This window comes from Arthrobacter sp. B0490, from assembly GCF_002929355.1.
GTDB lineage: Bacteria > Actinomycetota > Actinomycetes > Actinomycetales > Micrococcaceae > Arthrobacter_D.
On record NZ_PJIR01000017.1, the window covers coordinates 33,380 to 48,519 of the forward strand.

Below are 15,140 nucleotides of genomic sequence, written 5' to 3' on the forward strand. Positions count from 1 at the left end.
GAGCAGAGTAACAAGGCCCGCCAAATGCGCCCGCCCACGGGTGAGGCAGCAAGCGGGGTCAGTCGGTGGCCTGAAACCTGAGAGTGCGGTCGACCACGCGCGCAGCGGTATGGTGCAGGGTCTGATGATGGGACCGGGCGTAATTGCGTAACCGGAGAAACGCTTCACTCATGTCGACGTTCGCGGTGTGGGAGATGACGCCCTTCGCCTGTTCGATGGTGATGCGTGAGTTCAAGGCTCGCCGAAGCTGATCGTTGACGATCTGGCTCTCGCGGAACGAGCGTTCCTGAAGCAACCCGATCGTCGCCACATCCGTGAGGGCCTGTCCGATCGCGGCGTCCTCCTGGCTCAGAGCACCGCTGGTTCCGCCGAACAATCCCATCGCGCCGAGTGCGCGGCCGTTGAGACGCATGGGAATGGCGTGAACGGAGCGGAAGCCCTGGTCGAGGGCTGCTCGCTGGAAGGCCGGCCATTGACCCCCCATCGTCGTGATGTCATCGACGGTGACCACGCCGGCGGTCCTGTACGCGTCGATGCAAGGCCCTTCACCGGCCTGCAGTTGCAGGACCTCCACGAGCTGGCTCTCCTCGCTCGTCGAGGCCATGACCTGCAGGTCTCCGTTCGGATCCGCCAACAGCAATCCGGCCTCGGCGGCACCCAACAGGTCGACCGATTCCGCCACGAGAGTATTCAGCAGTTCCAGGATGTCGTACGGGGCGACGAGGGTACTGGTGAGGTTGACGAAAGCTGCGCTGATTCTCTCGGAGCGCGAAGTGGTCACCATCTCAGAAGTCTAGATCAGGCCGTCATCGGCTTTCGATGCTGCACTGCTCCACGACCGGTAGGCGAAACAGTTCTACCTTGACAGTCGGTTGCGGAACCGGCAACGCTGGGTTGATTGCCCCAGACCCCGGCAAGAGCTGTTATCGCTATGCCTATCAGGGGACCCCATGCCATTCCTGTCCGATCACCCCACCGATGCCCCGCCTCGGCTGTTTCCCGCAGCGTCCCTGACCCTGCATCTCCCGGCACTGGCAGGAGGGCTGAGCGATCGGCAGGCGGTGATTGCCGTGATGGTCGCCAATGGGCGCAGTTGCGAGGAGATATCGGCCGATCTGTCCCTTCCACTACGCGCCGTCCAAGGGCACCTGTACGAAGCGATGACCATCCTCGGGCTGTCCTCGATGGACGAACTCACCTCGGCGGCCCTGGCATCACACGTCGGCACCTCCACACCCGTCGCTCCAGGGAACACCAGCCCGGCAGCATCCGGTTCGCCACGGCGATCCCGGCCGGATCCCGTCGCCGATTCTCAGGCGGGCGGGGTGCCGGTCCTGACGGTGGAAGAGACGACGCGGATCGACCACCGGGAAGGAGACCTGCTTGCAACTCTGACCCGTGAGTTGGCTGCTACCCAGCTGCTGCTGCAACAGAAAGTGGACAAACTGCAGGAATACCAGCAGGCCCTGAGGGGACGGGACACCATCGGGCAGGCCAAAGGGATCCTCATGGAACGACACAAGATCAGCGCGCACCACGCCTTCACGATCCTGCAGGACGAGAGCTCGCGCAGCAATCGCAAACTGGTGCAGGTCGCCGAGCAACTGGTCCACTCAGGTGAAGGAATGGACCAGGTCTGATCTGGTCGGAAGGATCGGCATGTCCGCCGGCCCGGTCCTACGTGTCGTGTTCGGTCGGCATGTCGTCGGCCAGCGTCAACGACGTATCGGGCAGGGCCTGCGCGTTGAAGTCGATGACCTGCCAGCCGCGGTCGGGGTGTTCTTCCAGTACGGCCCAGGCGCAGTTGGCCATGCCGGCGAACATCTCGCGCATATGGGCCGGGGCGTCGAAGAAGGCCATCAACCCGCTGCGCAGGGCCGCCCCGTGGCCCACCAGCACACCGGTACCGCCGCCGCGCAGGGCCAGGGCCGCCTCCACCATCACGGTCTTCATCCGCTGGTTCACTTCCGAGGGCAGTTCGGCACCGGGCACCCGGTAGTTCTCCTCGGTGAAGAACCTCCGATGAACGTCCGGGTGCTGCTGCCGGAACTCGCCGAAGGTGGTGCCTTGCCGGATGCCCACGTGGTATTCGCGCAGCCGCTCGTCCAACACAGGTTCCAGACCGGTCAGCCGGGCCAGTTCGGCGGCGGTGTGCCGGGCGCGTTCCAGATCGCTGGACCAGATGAACCGGGGCTCGAAGGTGGCCAGCAGCTTTGCGGCCTGCCGTGCCTGGCGGCGCCCGGTTGCATCGAGTGGGATGTCTGCGTGACCCTGTGCTTTCTCCAGCACGTTCCATTCGGTCTGGCCGTGCCTCCACAACACCAGGCGTGGACGTGTCCCGCCGGCCCGTATCTGGTGCATCAGTTCTCCCCACTGCCGCTGGTTTCCCCAGGGCTTCCGACCCTGGTCCGGGTCCGTGTTGTCCCGGTCGAGGAAGTCTGCGGTCCCGGACCGATACGGTTTTCATCTATTCCCAAGGGCCGGGCGGAACCGTAGGCTTCGACCTGATCCTATCGATAGCCGGGCCGGGGACGACCGGCACGCTTGGCGAGAGGAAACCGACATGCGTGCAGAGGTTCAGGATTGGTACTCAGCCCGAAGCTTCCGAGGGAGCGTGTTCGACCGGCAGGAACTGGCGGCGCACAAGCACGGTCAACGGGTCAGCGTGGTGCTTCCGGCGAAGAACGAGGCGGCAACGATCGGGGCGATCATCACCACGTTGCGCACCGAACTGATCGAGGAGTTGCCGCTGCTGGATGAGATCATCGTGATCGATTCGAACTCCACGGACGATACCTCCGCGGTAGCGGCGGCCGCCGGAGCCACGATCGCGCACCAGGACCAGATCCTGCCGGACACCGGATGCATCCCCGGCAAGGGCGAAGCGCTGTGGAAGTCCCTGGCGATCGCTTCGGGGGACATCATCGTGTTCATCGATGCAGACCTGCAGGGGTTCGACGCCCAGTTCGCGGTCGGTCTGCTCGGCCCCTTGCTGACCGATCCGCAGGTTCACTTCGTCAAGAGCTACTACGACCGACCCCTTGATAACGGGGTCAAGGTCATGCCCGCCGGGGGTGGCCGGGTGACCGAGCTCGTGGCGCGTCCCCTGCTGAATCTGTTCTGGCCCGAGCTGGCCGGGGTCGTCCAACCGCTGGCCGGAGAGTACGCAGGCCGCCGCAGCCTGCTCGAATGCATACCCTTCGTCTCCGGCTACGGAGTCGAGATCGGCATGCTGATCGATGTGCTGGAAACGGTGGGTCTGGACGGTATGGCCCAGGTGGACCTCGGAGAACGCCGTCACCGCAACTCGACCGATGGCGAACTGGCCAAGATGGCGATGCAGATTCAGCTCACCGTCCAATCGCGGCTTCACCGGCGCGGGCTTGCCCCGGCCGCTCCCCGGACCGCCGAGCTGACCCAGTTCCTCCGGAACGGTGACAACTACATCGGCGACACCACCGTCGTCGGGGTGTCCGAACGACCGCCCATGCTGGACGTCGGACAGCACTTCTCCATGACCGGCGAGTGGGCTTGAGGATGCGGATCCTCATGAATGCCGGCCCGTGGCTGCCCGTCCCACCCTCCGGCTACGGTGGCATCGAAACGGTCATCGCCACCTTGATCCCCGAACTGCGCCGGGCCGGTGTTCATGTCACGCTGGCCGCCGTCGGGACCAGCACGATCGAAGCCGACAGCTACCTGCACCCGTTGGCCGGGCCGCAGTTCGCCTCGATCGCCCGGCCCTACAACCAGGTGTCAGGTATCGCGCACGCCCAGATGCAGGGAATCGTCCAGGCCATTCACGACGGCGGCAGCTGGGATCTTGTCCACGATCACCTCGAGGTCGTGGGACCTGCGGTCCTTGCCGCCATGGGCACGGCGGCGCCCCCAGTGCTGCAGACCCTGCATTGGGACCTGGCGAAGCATGACGCGTTCTACGAATCCTTCGACGGTCGTGGTCGTGTCCGGTTCGCCGCCGTCTCACAGTCCCAGCTGGATCGCGCGCCGGAGGCACTGCGTCGCCAGACGATCGGCGTCGTCCCGCTGGCGGCCCCACCGGCACTGGAGGTTCGGACGGACAAAGCAGACCATGCCCTCGTACTGGCCCGTATCACCAGGGACAAGGGGCAGGATGCGGCCGTGCGCATCTGTCGGCAGGCGGGCTTGCCGCTGGTACTCGCCGGGCCGGTTGCCGGTATCGATGATCCTGCTGAGCTGGACCGTCGTCTCGCGTCCGGCGACGCCCAGCTGATGTCCCACCCCGATGTCATCTACTTCCAGGACGAGGTTCGTCCTCTCCTCGACGGACACGGGTACCGGTGGATCGGGGGTGTCGGTGGTGAAGCGAAGGAACGCGTCCTGCGTTCCGCCCGGGTACTCCTGGCACCCAACCGATGGGCCGAGCCCGGAGCGACAGGGGTGGTGGAGGCTCTCTCGCGGGGCGTTCCCGTCGTCGGCACGCCGCTGGGGGTGTTGCCTTCGTTGGTGCAGCACGGCCGTACCGGGTTCCTTGCCGCCGGTGAGGCGGAGCTGGCAGGGTTCCTGCAGGAACTGGACAGTATCCGCGCCGAGGACTGCATCGAGGCGGCGTCCGTCTGGACGCCGGAGGCGATGGCCGCCAGCTACCTGCGTTTGTACGAACAGATCCTCGAGGAGACTCCGTGACCACGAAAATAGCTCTTGTCGGTGCCGGTTCCGTAGGGCAGCGCCATGTACGCACCCTGCAGCAGCTCGGCGTCCGGATCACCAGTGTCACCGATGCGCATGCGGCGGCGGCGGAGAAGCTGGCCCGCGAACTGGACGCTCGGGCCTTCACGGACCCCGAGACAGCGCTGGACCTCACGGATGCGGATGCCGCCTATATCTGTGTTCCTCCTTTCGCCCACGGTTCGGGTGAGCGCGCCGCGCTTTCCCGGGGTCTGCCTCTGTTCGTGGAGAAGCCGGTCGGCCTGGGCCGGGAGGCCGCGGAAGAGATCGGAGTGCTCGTCGAGGACGCCGGTGTCGTCACCGGCACCGGGTACCACTGGCGCTGCACGGACACGATGGAGCACGCACGCGACCTGCTGGCGGAGGCACCTGCCCTGTTGGCCAACGGCTACTGGCTGGACAAGCGCCCGCCGGTCCCATGGTGGGGCCGGGTGGACCGCTCCGGGGGTCAGGTCGTGGAACAGCTGACCCACGTCCTGGACGCCGCACGTTTCCTCCTCGGCGACGTCGTCGAGGTCTACGCCGCGGGTGTCCGGAGTGCCCCGGGGAACGACACGCAGGCCGCAGGCAGGGCCGACCAGGAGCTGGACGACGTCGACGACGCCACGGCGGCCACGCTGCGCTTCGCCTCCGGAGCGGTGGCCACCATGGCTGCGACGTCCGTGCTGGCCGCCAAGCACCGGGCCGCTCTGCATACCGTGAGCCGTGGTCTGCACCTGGAGATATCCGAGGCCGGCCTCGCCAGCTTCGACGGCACGTCCCGTACGGATCTGGAAAGCAGGGAGGATCCACGGGTGACGGTGGACCGGGAGTTCATCCAAGCCGTCCGCGGAGAGCGGGAAGCCACACGCACCCCTTATGCGGAGGCCCTGCGCAGTCACCGGCTCGGCTGCGCCATCGCCGAATCGGCCCGCACCGGACTGCCGGTGAAGCTGCCCGTGGAGCGGTCCGCGGTCCGCGGAGCAGAAGCGTGAAGCACCGCCGCAATCTCATCATCCCCGCGGCTGGATCCCTGGAGATCATCGAGGAGCAGTTGCCGGAGGTTCCCGACGGTGGGCTACTGCTCGAAACCCTCGTCACCGGCCTGTCCGCGGGCACGGAACTTGCCTTCGTGAAGGGGGACCATCCGGGGCTGCGGTCGCGCCTGGATCCCGACATGGGCCTGTTCCTGCCGCACTCCGCCGGCACTGCGTACCCGATCCGCCGGCTCGGGTACATGGAAGTCGCCCGGGTAGCGGAATCGCGGACTGCCGCATTCTCGGAGGGAGATGTCCTCGCCTGCGCGTACGGGCATGCCACCGCGCATGTGGCGGATCCGCTCAACGAGCATCTGGTGCCGCTGGGCGCGGACCTCGATCCGCTGCTGGGCGTCTTCGTGGCACATCTCGGGCCGATCTGCGCCAACGGTCTGCTGCATGCGGCAGCGGAGGCAACAGGAGGGATGGTCCGCGGTCTGGGCGACGGCGTGGACGGACGTCAGGTGCTGATCACCGGAGCCGGTCCGATCGGGTTGCTCACCGCACTGTTCGCACGGGCCCTCGGCGCACGCGAGGTCGTGGTCGCGGACTCGGACCCGCGCCGCCGCCGGACAGCGGAGGAACTGGGCTTCCTTGCCCTGGACCTGGAGGACGATCCCGGCAGGCTACTGAAGGCACGGTGGCGTCATGGCCCGGCAGACCGGGGGGCGGACGTCGTCTTCCAGTGCCGTGGACGTCCCGAAGCGCTCCACGCCGCTCTCCGTGCCGCCCGCCCTCAAGGAAGCATCATCGATCTTGCCTTCTATACCGGCGGAGCGGACGCCGTGCGCCTCGGCGAGGAGTTCCATCACAACGGGCTGAGCCTGCGCTGCGCACAGATCGGACGGGTTCCCCGAGGCCTGGCAGGGCATTGGGACCGTGCCCGGCTCTCCGCCGAAACCATCAAGCTGCTCCGCTCCGACGGCGATGTGATCCGCAAGCACCTGATCACCGATGTCGTACCCTACGACGACGCACCCCTGCTGCTCCACCAGGTCTCCGAGCGCCAGAGGCACGTGATGACCGCCGTTTTCGCGGTCTCCACCGCCTACCTGTGAGCACGTGCTGCCGGAAGCATCGCCAGGCAGGACCTCGGTCGACGGCGGCTTCCAAGGTTTTCCACACGCGTCCGGTCGCTTGTACTACAAGCGTTTCATAGCGTGTGCACTGCATTGTCGGGGTATGAGCGAAAAGGACAGTGCCGGTATGGCGAGGATGCCGGCGTCACGGAGCGACACTGTGGACGAATCCCGGTCGAGGGTGCGGCAGGCGATTGTCGACGCCGTGGCGGAACTCGTGCGGGGCGGCGGTGTTGCGGCCGTGACGATGACGAGGACCGCCGAAGGTGCCGGTATCAGTCGGACGGCCCTGGATGAATACTTCTCGTACACCGAGGTGCTGCTCCTGGCATGGCGTGAGCAGCAGGTGTCCCGGTATCTTGCTCACCTTCGTGGAGAGGCGGGGTCGGGCGTCGATCCGATGGAGACGCTTCGCACGGTCCTCGACGTCTATTCGGTGATGCTGCAGCAATCCTCGACGGCGGGTACGCCGGCCGTCCTTCACGACGCGCATCAGCACCGAGTGGTCGATGAGCACCGGCAGGCTTTCCTGACCGACCTCATCCGGGAAGCCGTCGGGCAAGGTGCCGATCCCACCGCCTCGTGCTGCCGGGTGAGGACCGATCTCGATCCGTCCCAGCTCGCCGATCTCGCCTTGAACGCGGTCAACGGTGCAGTGTCGGCGCCGACCCCGGAGGCGGCTCGAGTCCTGGCCGGCGAGATCTTCGACATGCTGAGCGGGCCCGGCTGAGAAGTCGGTCAGCAGCCCCTGGGCGCTGGGCACGTCGTGGGGTGCTTCGGCTGCCATCGTGGGACAGGAGCACCGGCGCTGCCGCTCCGCTGTCCCATGGTCGCCGGGGCGCGCATGATCCGCTCGATCATCCCGCGGCTCCTGGAGCCGCTCCACCGCGTAGCAGGTTGCTGGGGGGCGGGACGGGCCGACCTCGGCCGGCCTTGTGATTTTCCTCCGGGACGACTCTGCTCACCCAACGTTTTCCCAAGGCCCCGGTTCCAAGCTTCTGTGTGTGCGGGAAACCCTCTCGCATCCGGTCGATGAGGTAGCCATGAAATCTGCAGGGGACATTCACGGAAACACAAAAGTACGGTCTCTTAGAGGGAAGCGGACCGGAATTATCACGACGGCGTTCGCCGTCGTCTGCACCTCCTCCATCTTCGCGGTTCCACCGGCCTTCGGGGCGGTCCCTACCTTCCCCGACAACCTGGTGGTGTTTCCCGACCGGGACTTCATCACCGTCGAGGGGTTCGCCGACAGGGTGGGACAAACAGCAACCGTCGAGGTGAGCCGGCCCGGCGCCGGCGTCGTCGGTTCGGCCTCCAGCCTTGTCGGGGCCGGCGACGTCGCCTTCGAGATCAACCACCCCGGCGGCGTGTGCTGGGGGGCGGGCACCGGCCTGAACGTCACCCCGGACATCCTTCCCGGCGACACGGTGTCCATCAAGTTCGACGGCGTCGCCGTTGCCGACACCCGGGTCCAGGACGCCGCGGTCACCGGCCCGTCCACGATTTCCGGCAACACCGTCACCGTCCATGGACGTATCGCGGCGGGCGTGGATCGCGCCCAGTTCGAGCAACGGATCATCGAGCCCGGCATGAAGGACACCGACGTCGGCCGACGCGATGTTCGTGCTCTTCCTGGTCCTCTGACTCCCTCGGACAAGGGCGGGTATTCCTCCGGTGTCACATTCGACGGGGCGGACACCTTCACGGCGACCTATGTCTTCGACACCCCGGCCACTGCCCAGCTGGCAGCGGCCGCGGGCGGTGCGCGCGCGATGGCCTGGGAAGCCGCGGACGTGGACGACAACCGGCAGGGCCTGACGATCGCCGAGTTCGGCGAGACCGGTGGACCCGGCATGGGTGGTTGCCCCAACGGCCCGTCCCGGTCCGGTCCCGTCGCCCCCACCGATCTCGCGGCCGCACCGGTCGGTGGCGACCTCAAGGTGACGTGGACTCCGGCACAGGCGATTCCCGGAACACCTGCCATCACCGGCTACCGCGCTGCTGCAGTCGCCCGGACCAGCACGAATGGTGAGCAGGTGGAGATCGGGAAGCGGATCAGAGGGCAGGCCGCCACCGGCACCACCATTACCGGGTTGAACCCGGACGAGATCTACGACGTCTACGTGGCCTCCGTCAGTAGCGTCGGTGAGAGTTTCCCCGCGGCCAGGGTGGTACTGGCACTGGACGGTGTTGCGCCGACAGTGAGTGCTTCCCCCGACGGTGGAACATCCGAGGTGCCCCAGCAGGTGACGTTGACCGCCTCCGAGCCGGGTGCCGACATCTACTACACGACCGACGGCACCGACGTCGTCCTCTCCGGGGGTGGCATTGCCGACACGGCGACCCGCTACACCGGGCCATTCTCCATCGCGACGACGACCACTCTGGTCTACGCCGCGATCGACCCGTCCGGGAACGCCTCCGACAACATGCGGGCCACCTTCACGAACACGTCTGTCGAACCGGAGGACACCTCGGCACCGACGGTCACGACGCGGACACCGGGTGCGGATGCGGTGGGGGTGGCCACCGGCTCCGATACCACCGCAGCATTCAGCGAGGTGGTCACGGGGGTCACCGAAGCGACGGTGAGCCTCCGGGCCGGCAACGGCGCGGGGGTCGCCGCAGTCGTCACCTACGACGCCACCACAGGGGTGGCGACGCTGGACCCGACCGCCGACCTGGCGCCGGGCGCCCGGTACACGGTGGACCTGACCGCGGGGATCACCGATGCTGCCGGCAACGCCCTGGCCCCGGTGAGCTGGAGCTTCACCACCGCGGAGGCGCCGGTCGTAGTGGTGCCGGCGGGCCCGGCCGCGACCGCGGCTCCGCTGATCTCGGCGGTGGCATCCCGTACCCCGGGACTCGGCGCCGCCGGGGGACCGGTGGTCTGCGGGCTGAAGGACGGCGGCTGTTACCAGGCGTTCCAGGGCGGCGACGTGCATTACTCGCCCGCGACGGGTGCGCAGGCGACCTACGGTGCGATCCGGGCCCGCTGGGGTTCGCTGGGTTATGAGAACGGGAAGCTCGGCTACCCGGTGGCCGGTGAGGTCTGCGGGCTCAAGGACGGCGGCTGCTACCAGGCGTTCCAGGGCGGCGACGTCCATTACTCGCCCGCGACGGGTGCGCAGGCGACCTACGGTGCGATCCGGGCCCGCTGGGGTTCGCTGGGTTATGAGAACGGGAAGCTCGGCTACCCGGTGGCCGGTGAGGTCTGCGGGCTCAAGGACGGCGGCTGCTACCAGGCGTTCCAGGGCGGCGACGTCCATTACTCCCCGGCGACGGGTGCGCAGGCGACCTATGGTGCGATCCGGGCCCGGTGGGGGTCTCAGGGCTACGAGAACGGGTCCCTGGGGTATCCGATCCGCAACGAGGCCGGAGGGCTGAGGAACGGCGGCGCGTATCAAACCTTCCAGGGTGGGTCAGTGCACTGGTCCCCGGTTACCGGAGCATGGATCACCAGGGGTGCGATCCAGTCCAAGTGGGCTTCCCAGGGATGGGAGAGCGGCCGCCTCGGCTACCCGATCAGCAACGAATTCCGGCTGAGCGCCACCGTTGTCGCCCAGGATTACCAGGGCGGCCGCATCACCTGGTCCGCCCCCACCGGAGCGACCGTCACGTACAGGTAGAGGCACTTACCTGCAGGCTGTTGGGACACGCACGAACCTCTGAATCAGCAGCAGGAGCAGGTAGTCCGTGAAGCGCCGGGTGGACCGACCGTCCACCCGGCGCTTCCTGCCGTGCACGCGGCTCGGGGCCCAGGACCTCGAACTGCACCGGCCACCTGCGGACGCGCGGCCCGGGCGGGTCCCCAGGGCGGAGTACGAGGGCCCGATCAGGCGCTCATCGGTACGCTCCGGGGGTGGGACCGGTGCCCAATGACCTGTTCGAAGCCGTAGCCGACGGCGAACATGGTGGGTTCATCATAAGGACGTGCGAGTACCTCCATCCCGACCGGCAGTCCGGAGTCGGTCAGGCCGGCCGGTACCGTCATGGAAGGCATCCAGGTCTGTGAACCTATGACCGTGTTCGTGGGGAAGTTCAGGGTGTTCCACAGTCCGGAATCGGTGTCCTCGTGGGTGGGTGGGGCGACCTGGCAGGTCGGATAGACCAACGCATCAAGACTGTTGGACTCCATGAGATTGACGACCGTCTTCATGAACGCTTCGCGCGCGGTATAGGCGGTGTAGTAGTCCACGTCGTTCAGCGGGTCATCGGGTCCGGCTGCCAACGCCTCGAGGAGGTCGAGTTTCTTGTGGTACCGGCCCGAGTCGATGATCTGGGCGACGGTGCGGGCAGGCGGGTCAGGCTTGGACGACAGCCAACTGTTGATGTCGTGCTTGGACTTGATCGTGTACAAGGACGTTCGACCGATCCACCCGGACAGGTCATCGATCGTGACATCGACCAGAGTGGCGCCGCCTGCCCGCAACTCGTCAAGAGCGCCGGCCATCACCTGATTCACGGGGGCAGCATTGGCGTCCGAGTCAGCACCGAATGCACTCCGCAGTACGCCGATGCGTCGTCCCTGCAGGGCGTCGGGGACCAGGCTATCCAGGTAGGAGGCGGGAGCGCGTGCCACGGAGTAGGCGTAGGTAAGGGGGTCGCTGTGGTCGAAGCCGGCCATGACGGTGAACACCCGGGCGGCGTCCTCCACGGATCTGGCCATCGGCCCGATGGTGTCCTGGGCGCTGACCAGAGGGTTGCATCCCGTTCGACTGATCAGACCGGGAGTGGAGCGAACCCCGACCAGGTTGCAGAACGAGGCGGGTAGCCGCACTGACCCTCCGCAGTCCGTGCCGAGCCCCACGGTTGCGTACCCTGCCGCGATGGCGGCACCTGTACCGCTGCTTGATCCCCCTGGATCGCGGTCAAGGTCGTAGGGGTTCTTCGTCACCCCGGTACGGGAGGAGTAGCTGAACCATGACGTGGCCCAGTCAGGAAGGGTCGTTTTCGCCAGGATGATGGCTCCCGCGGCGCGCAGTCCGGCGACCACTGTTGCATCTTCCTCCGCCCGGTAGTCAGCGAAGATCTCCGATCCGAACGAAGTCGGCATGTCAGCCGTTTCCAGACAGTCCTTGATGACCATGGGAATGCCGTGCAACGGTCCGACCGCCTGCCCTGTCCGACGATAGGCATCATCCAAAGCGTCAGCCTGATCCCGAGCGGCTGGATTGATCGTGACAACCGCGTTCAGCTCAGGGCCGGCATGGTCGAAGGCTTCGATCCGGTCAAGATAGGCGTCGACCAACTGCCGGGCAGTGACCCGCCCGGTGAACAATGCGGCTTGGATTCCCGCGATGTCAGCAACTTCAAGGGGTGTGCCGTTGAGATCCATGAAGGTTCTCCCATGAGGGGTCAGATGGTGTCCTGCCCTGACGCTAGGACGAGCAAGAACCAGCGTCAACCCTCAGTGAGGGTTGACCGACCTCCGAAGAACAGCCGGCCGCTGGACGTGGGCCGGGAAGTTGGGACACTGCTCCCTTGCTGCGCACGTCTGTGTCGATGTTTCTCCGCGGAGGCTCAGGTCCCACAGATTCCTTTCTGTGCTGGAGTTCCGGGTGGCCCGCACTCCACGGGTTGCAGGCTACGTTTCGTATTCCGATAGCGCGCTGCACCAGTCCGGGTGCCGGACAGCACGTGGTGCCATGACGGGGCCGCGCTCATACCGGTAGCGGTGTCGTCTCGGCGCGGAGCGCGGGACAGTGCTCGGGGTCGGGATGCAACGACAGCTCGATGACACGATCAAGCTGGGCCCGGGCCTTCTCGAGCTCGCCGATGCTTTCGGTGATGCGGTCACGCTCCCGCTGGAGCAGGGCGAGTGCGTCCTCGCTCGCCTCACCGGAATCGACGCACGGGAGAAGCTCGACGATCGTGCGGCTAGCAAGTCCCGCGGCGAAGAGCTGCTGGATCAGGTGGACCCGCTCGACCGCCGCCTCTTCGTACACGCGCTGGCCCCGTGCCGTCCGTTCCGCCGGTAACAGCCCCTGCTCCTCGTAATATCGCAGGGCCCTGGTACTGACCCCGGCCCGCTCGGCGATGTCTCCGATGCGCATGCACACTCCTTCGGTTCGATGGCGGCGGGACTTGCCCTTCACGTCAACGTGAGGTCCTAGCCTAGCCGAGCAGGTCGAGCAGGAGGCCCGACCGTGAGAATGGAGAACGCAACACATGGACATCACCAATCAGGTCGCCCTCGTCACCGGAGCCAACCGCGGCATCGGACGCCGTTTCGTCGACGAGCTCCTCGCCCGAGGAGCCCGGAAGGTCTACGCCACCGCACGGCGTACCGACAGCGCGCAGGCGCGCGAGCTCGCCGCCCTCGACCGGGTCGAGGTGCTTTCGCTCGATATCACGGACCACGCCTCGGTCGTGGCCTCTGCGCGGGTGGCCACTGACGTCACCCTGCTGATCAACAATGCGGGCATCGCCACCTCGACGCCCCTCGTCACGGGCGACCTGGAGGCCATCCGCCGCGAGATGGACACTCATTTCTGGGGCACCCTGGACATGATCCGCGAGTTCTCCCCGACCCTTGCCGCGGGAGGGGGCGGTGCAATCGTCAATATCCTGTCGGCGCTGTCGTGGTTCTCCTTCCCCGGCAACGGGGCCTACGGAGCGGCGAAGGCGGCCGAGTGGAACATGACCAATGGGGTGCGCCTGGATCTCGCGGCGCAGGGCACCCTCGTGCAGGGCGTTCACCTCGGTGCGGCGGATACCGACATCATGGCCGGTTACGACGGACCGATGATCGATCCCGCAGTGGTGCCCCGCGCCTCGCTCGACGGACTCGCCACGGGTGCGATCGAGGTCGTCGTCGACGAGTGGAGTGCAATGGTCAAGGCCTCGCTCGCTCACGACCCCGCCGCTCTCTACGCGCAGATCGCACCCGCGCGCTGACGACGACAAGGGTCGACCAGCGAGCTCCCGCTGGTTCGTCGGCCTACGACGGTACACCTGGGCCGCCGTGATCGGTGGTGTTCGGGAGGACGAACGGCCGGTGTGGGGTACAGAGCGACCGCCGCAGACACCAGGCGGTGTGTGCGGCGGTCGCCGGGTGAACCGATGATTGGGCTTCTTTTCGTGGTCCGATCAGGTCATCGTCCTGGATTTCTGCTGCGTTCCGGCAGGACTACCGAGTTCTGCTGTTGTCCGTCACGGAACGGACGGGCCGGCCCTGGTCGGTTATGCCCTGGCGCTGCTGCGACGAACGGCGAAGGTCCCGCCGGCGGCTACTGCGAGAACAAGGCCACCACCGAGGGCGACCATGCCGGCGTTGCTGCCGGTCTCCTGGGCTACACCGGTGTCGGCTCCGCCGTAGGGCATGGCGCCCATCTGGGCCTTGACGAGGGTGCCGCACAGTGCGGGTGAGGTGGCACCGAGGGGCAGGTCCGGGTTGAGCTCGGACGGGCTGCTGAAGACCTCGGCGGGGACGCCGGCCGTGGCGGGATCCAGGCCGTGCACGACAACGACCGCGGTGCCGGCGGCGAGGGACTTCTGGGTCGCGTCATCGAGGGTGATGGTGCGGTTGATCGAGTAGGTTCCGCCCTGGCCACCGAGTGCGAGGTTGAGGCCCTCGGCCGGCGTCGTGGCGCCGGAGGTGGTCAGGGTGGTGAGGATGTCGCCGTAGCCCGGGGCACCCTCGGCGACATTGACGATCCCGTCCCCGTTGGCGTCATTGGCGGGAGTCGGGCAGACACCCTGGGCTCCGCCGTGGATGTGCTGCACGTGCGGGTACGGGGCATCCATGAAGGTCTGGGCGAGGCCGGACACCTGGAGGTTGACCGTCGCCTGGTCACCGGCGACGTCGAGGGTGATGGTGCCGGTTCCGGTGGTGCCATTGAGCTGACCCAGGGTCGAGGAGTAGGTACCGTCGTGAGCGGCCATCGCGGGGGAACCGGCGAGGGCAACGGCGCTGATGGCCAGGGCCGGTACTGCGAGGAAGCGCATCTTGTTCATGGGATCAATATCCTTCACTGAGGAGAACACGCACGAACCTGAACGCGCGCTGGGTGTGATTCGGAGCACTACGCCGTGCAGATGGTTTCCCTCGGCAATCCGGTATCTACCAAGATGTTCCAGTGATCCGATCCCCAGAGGATCGCCGGCGCTCCGCTATGTCTCCAGCGGCCTGGCGTCATCGAGGGTGCACCCCGCGCGACGGGTTCACGCTGATGACCGGGCGTCCTGCAAGGCGATCCTGAGGCGTTTGATGCCGTCGCGGATGCGGGTTTTGGCGGTCGGGATGGGGATGCCCAGGCGTTCGGCGACCTCGGTGTAGGTCATCCCGGTGTAGTACGCCAGGTAGATTGCCTCACGCTGCACGTCGGACAGGGTG

The 15,140-nt window shown here is 66.8% G+C and carries 14 protein-coding genes; 8 read left to right on the plus strand and 6 right to left on the minus strand.

From position 1 onward, the window contains the following. Positions 1 to 58: 58 nt before the first annotated feature. Positions 59 to 784, minus strand: coding sequence for a GAF and ANTAR domain-containing protein (locus tag CXQ97_RS16890; RefSeq protein ID WP_104182054.1), 726 nt, complete (start codon positions 782 to 784; stop codon positions 59 to 61). 166 nt (positions 785 to 950) lie between these two features. On the opposite strand from CXQ97_RS16890, the gene CXQ97_RS16895 reads away from it, so the two are divergent. Continuing rightward, on the plus strand, positions 951 to 1,640 hold the full coding sequence (locus tag CXQ97_RS16895) for an ANTAR domain-containing protein (RefSeq protein ID WP_104182055.1): 690 nt from the start codon (positions 951 to 953) through the stop codon (positions 1,638 to 1,640). A gap of 37 nt (positions 1,641 to 1,677) precedes the next feature. Here the strand turns inward: CXQ97_RS16895 and CXQ97_RS16900 are convergent, their stop codons facing one another. Further along, positions 1,678 to 2,361, minus strand: coding sequence for a histidine phosphatase family protein (locus tag CXQ97_RS16900; RefSeq protein WP_104182056.1), 684 nt, complete (start codon positions 2,359 to 2,361; stop codon positions 1,678 to 1,680). 202 nt (positions 2,362 to 2,563) lie between these two features. Between CXQ97_RS16900 and CXQ97_RS16905 the strand changes: the two genes are divergently transcribed. From CXQ97_RS16905 to CXQ97_RS16930, 6 genes are all read left to right on the plus strand, one after another. Further along, entirely contained in the window at positions 2,564 to 3,535 is a 972-nt protein-coding gene (locus CXQ97_RS16905) for a glucosyl-3-phosphoglycerate synthase (protein WP_104182057.1), read from the plus strand. A 14-nt stretch (positions 3,536 to 3,549) separates the two neighbouring features. Next, on the plus strand, positions 3,550 to 4,665 hold the full coding sequence (locus tag CXQ97_RS16910; RefSeq protein WP_258062701.1) for a glycosyltransferase: 1,116 nt from the start codon (positions 3,550 to 3,552) through the stop codon (positions 4,663 to 4,665). After that, positions 4,662 to 5,681, plus strand: coding sequence for a Gfo/Idh/MocA family protein (locus CXQ97_RS16915; protein WP_219815454.1), 1,020 nt, complete (start codon positions 4,662 to 4,664; stop codon positions 5,679 to 5,681). Before CXQ97_RS16910 ends, CXQ97_RS16915 begins: the two co-directional genes overlap by 4 nt. Continuing rightward, positions 5,678 to 6,781, plus strand: a complete 1,104-nt coding sequence (locus CXQ97_RS20615) for a zinc-binding dehydrogenase (protein ID WP_104182058.1) — start codon at positions 5,678 to 5,680, stop codon at positions 6,779 to 6,781. The genes CXQ97_RS16915 and CXQ97_RS20615 overlap by 4 nt, the downstream gene beginning before the upstream one ends. Positions 6,782 to 6,905: 124 nt before the next feature. Further along, positions 6,906 to 7,532 (plus strand): TetR/AcrR family transcriptional regulator, encoded by a 627-nt coding sequence (locus tag CXQ97_RS16925; RefSeq protein ID WP_219815455.1) that lies wholly within the window; start codon positions 6,906 to 6,908, stop codon positions 7,530 to 7,532. Between the two features lie 313 nt (positions 7,533 to 7,845). Next, positions 7,846 to 10,431: an Ig-like domain-containing protein gene (locus CXQ97_RS16930; RefSeq protein ID WP_104182060.1), complete on the plus strand. Its 2,586-nt coding sequence runs from the start codon at positions 7,846 to 7,848 to the stop codon at positions 10,429 to 10,431. Between the two features lie 206 nt (positions 10,432 to 10,637). Here CXQ97_RS16930 and CXQ97_RS16935 read toward each other — a convergent pair whose 3' ends face one another. Together CXQ97_RS16935 and CXQ97_RS16940 are read right to left on the minus strand one after the other, a co-directional pair. Then, positions 10,638 to 12,140 (minus strand): amidase, encoded by a 1,503-nt coding sequence (locus CXQ97_RS16935; protein ID WP_104182061.1) that lies wholly within the window; start codon positions 12,138 to 12,140, stop codon positions 10,638 to 10,640. A 325-nt stretch (positions 12,141 to 12,465) separates the two neighbouring features. Next, complete coding sequence (locus CXQ97_RS16940; RefSeq protein WP_104182062.1) at positions 12,466 to 12,858, minus strand: MerR family transcriptional regulator; 393 nt, start codon at positions 12,856 to 12,858, stop codon at positions 12,466 to 12,468. A gap of 115 nt (positions 12,859 to 12,973) precedes the next feature. Here CXQ97_RS16940 and CXQ97_RS16945 point away from each other — a divergent pair, with 115 nt between their 5' ends. Beyond that, positions 12,974 to 13,702: an SDR family oxidoreductase gene (locus tag CXQ97_RS16945; protein ID WP_104182063.1), complete on the plus strand. Its 729-nt coding sequence runs from the start codon at positions 12,974 to 12,976 to the stop codon at positions 13,700 to 13,702. A gap of 285 nt (positions 13,703 to 13,987) precedes the next feature. Here the strand turns inward: CXQ97_RS16945 and CXQ97_RS16950 are convergent, their stop codons facing one another. Continuing rightward, positions 13,988 to 14,761 (minus strand): hypothetical protein, encoded by a 774-nt coding sequence (locus CXQ97_RS16950; protein ID WP_104182064.1) that lies wholly within the window; start codon positions 14,759 to 14,761, stop codon positions 13,988 to 13,990. A gap of 207 nt (positions 14,762 to 14,968) precedes the next feature. Then, positions 14,969 to 15,127: a sigma factor-like helix-turn-helix DNA-binding protein gene (locus CXQ97_RS16955; RefSeq protein ID WP_258062705.1), complete on the minus strand. Its 159-nt coding sequence runs from the start codon at positions 15,125 to 15,127 to the stop codon at positions 14,969 to 14,971. Positions 15,128 to 15,140: the final 13 nt, after the last annotated feature.

What these genes read in the sequence shown, in the direction of transcription:
- CXQ97_RS16900 (WP_104182056.1), bottom strand. Translation starts at nt 2,361, where the DNA reads ATGCACCAGATACGGGCCGGCGGGACACGTCCACGCCTGGTGTTGTGG.
- CXQ97_RS16905 (WP_104182057.1), top strand. Translation starts at nt 2,564, where the DNA reads ATGCGTGCAGAGGTTCAGGATTGGTACTCAGCCCGAAGCTTCCGAGGG.
- CXQ97_RS16925 (WP_219815455.1), top strand. Translation starts at nt 6,906, where the DNA reads ATGAGCGAAAAGGACAGTGCCGGTATGGCGAGGATGCCGGCGTCACGG.
- CXQ97_RS16945 (WP_104182063.1), top strand. Translation starts at nt 12,974, where the DNA reads ATGGACATCACCAATCAGGTCGCCCTCGTCACCGGAGCCAACCGCGGC.
- CXQ97_RS16910 (WP_258062701.1), top strand. Translation starts at nt 3,550, where the DNA reads ATGAATGCCGGCCCGTGGCTGCCCGTCCCACCCTCCGGCTACGGTGGC.
- CXQ97_RS16935 (WP_104182061.1), bottom strand. Translation starts at nt 12,140, where the DNA reads ATGGATCTCAACGGCACACCCCTTGAAGTTGCTGACATCGCGGGAATC.
- CXQ97_RS16890 (WP_104182054.1), bottom strand. Translation starts at nt 784, where the DNA reads ATGGTGACCACTTCGCGCTCCGAGAGAATCAGCGCAGCTTTCGTCAAC.
- CXQ97_RS16950 (WP_104182064.1), bottom strand. Translation starts at nt 14,761, where the DNA reads ATGAACAAGATGCGCTTCCTCGCAGTACCGGCCCTGGCCATCAGCGCC.
- CXQ97_RS16895 (WP_104182055.1), top strand. Translation starts at nt 951, where the DNA reads ATGCCATTCCTGTCCGATCACCCCACCGATGCCCCGCCTCGGCTGTTT.
- CXQ97_RS16930 (WP_104182060.1), top strand. Translation starts at nt 7,846, where the DNA reads ATGAAATCTGCAGGGGACATTCACGGAAACACAAAAGTACGGTCTCTT.
- CXQ97_RS16940 (WP_104182062.1), bottom strand. Translation starts at nt 12,858, where the DNA reads ATGCGCATCGGAGACATCGCCGAGCGGGCCGGGGTCAGTACCAGGGCC.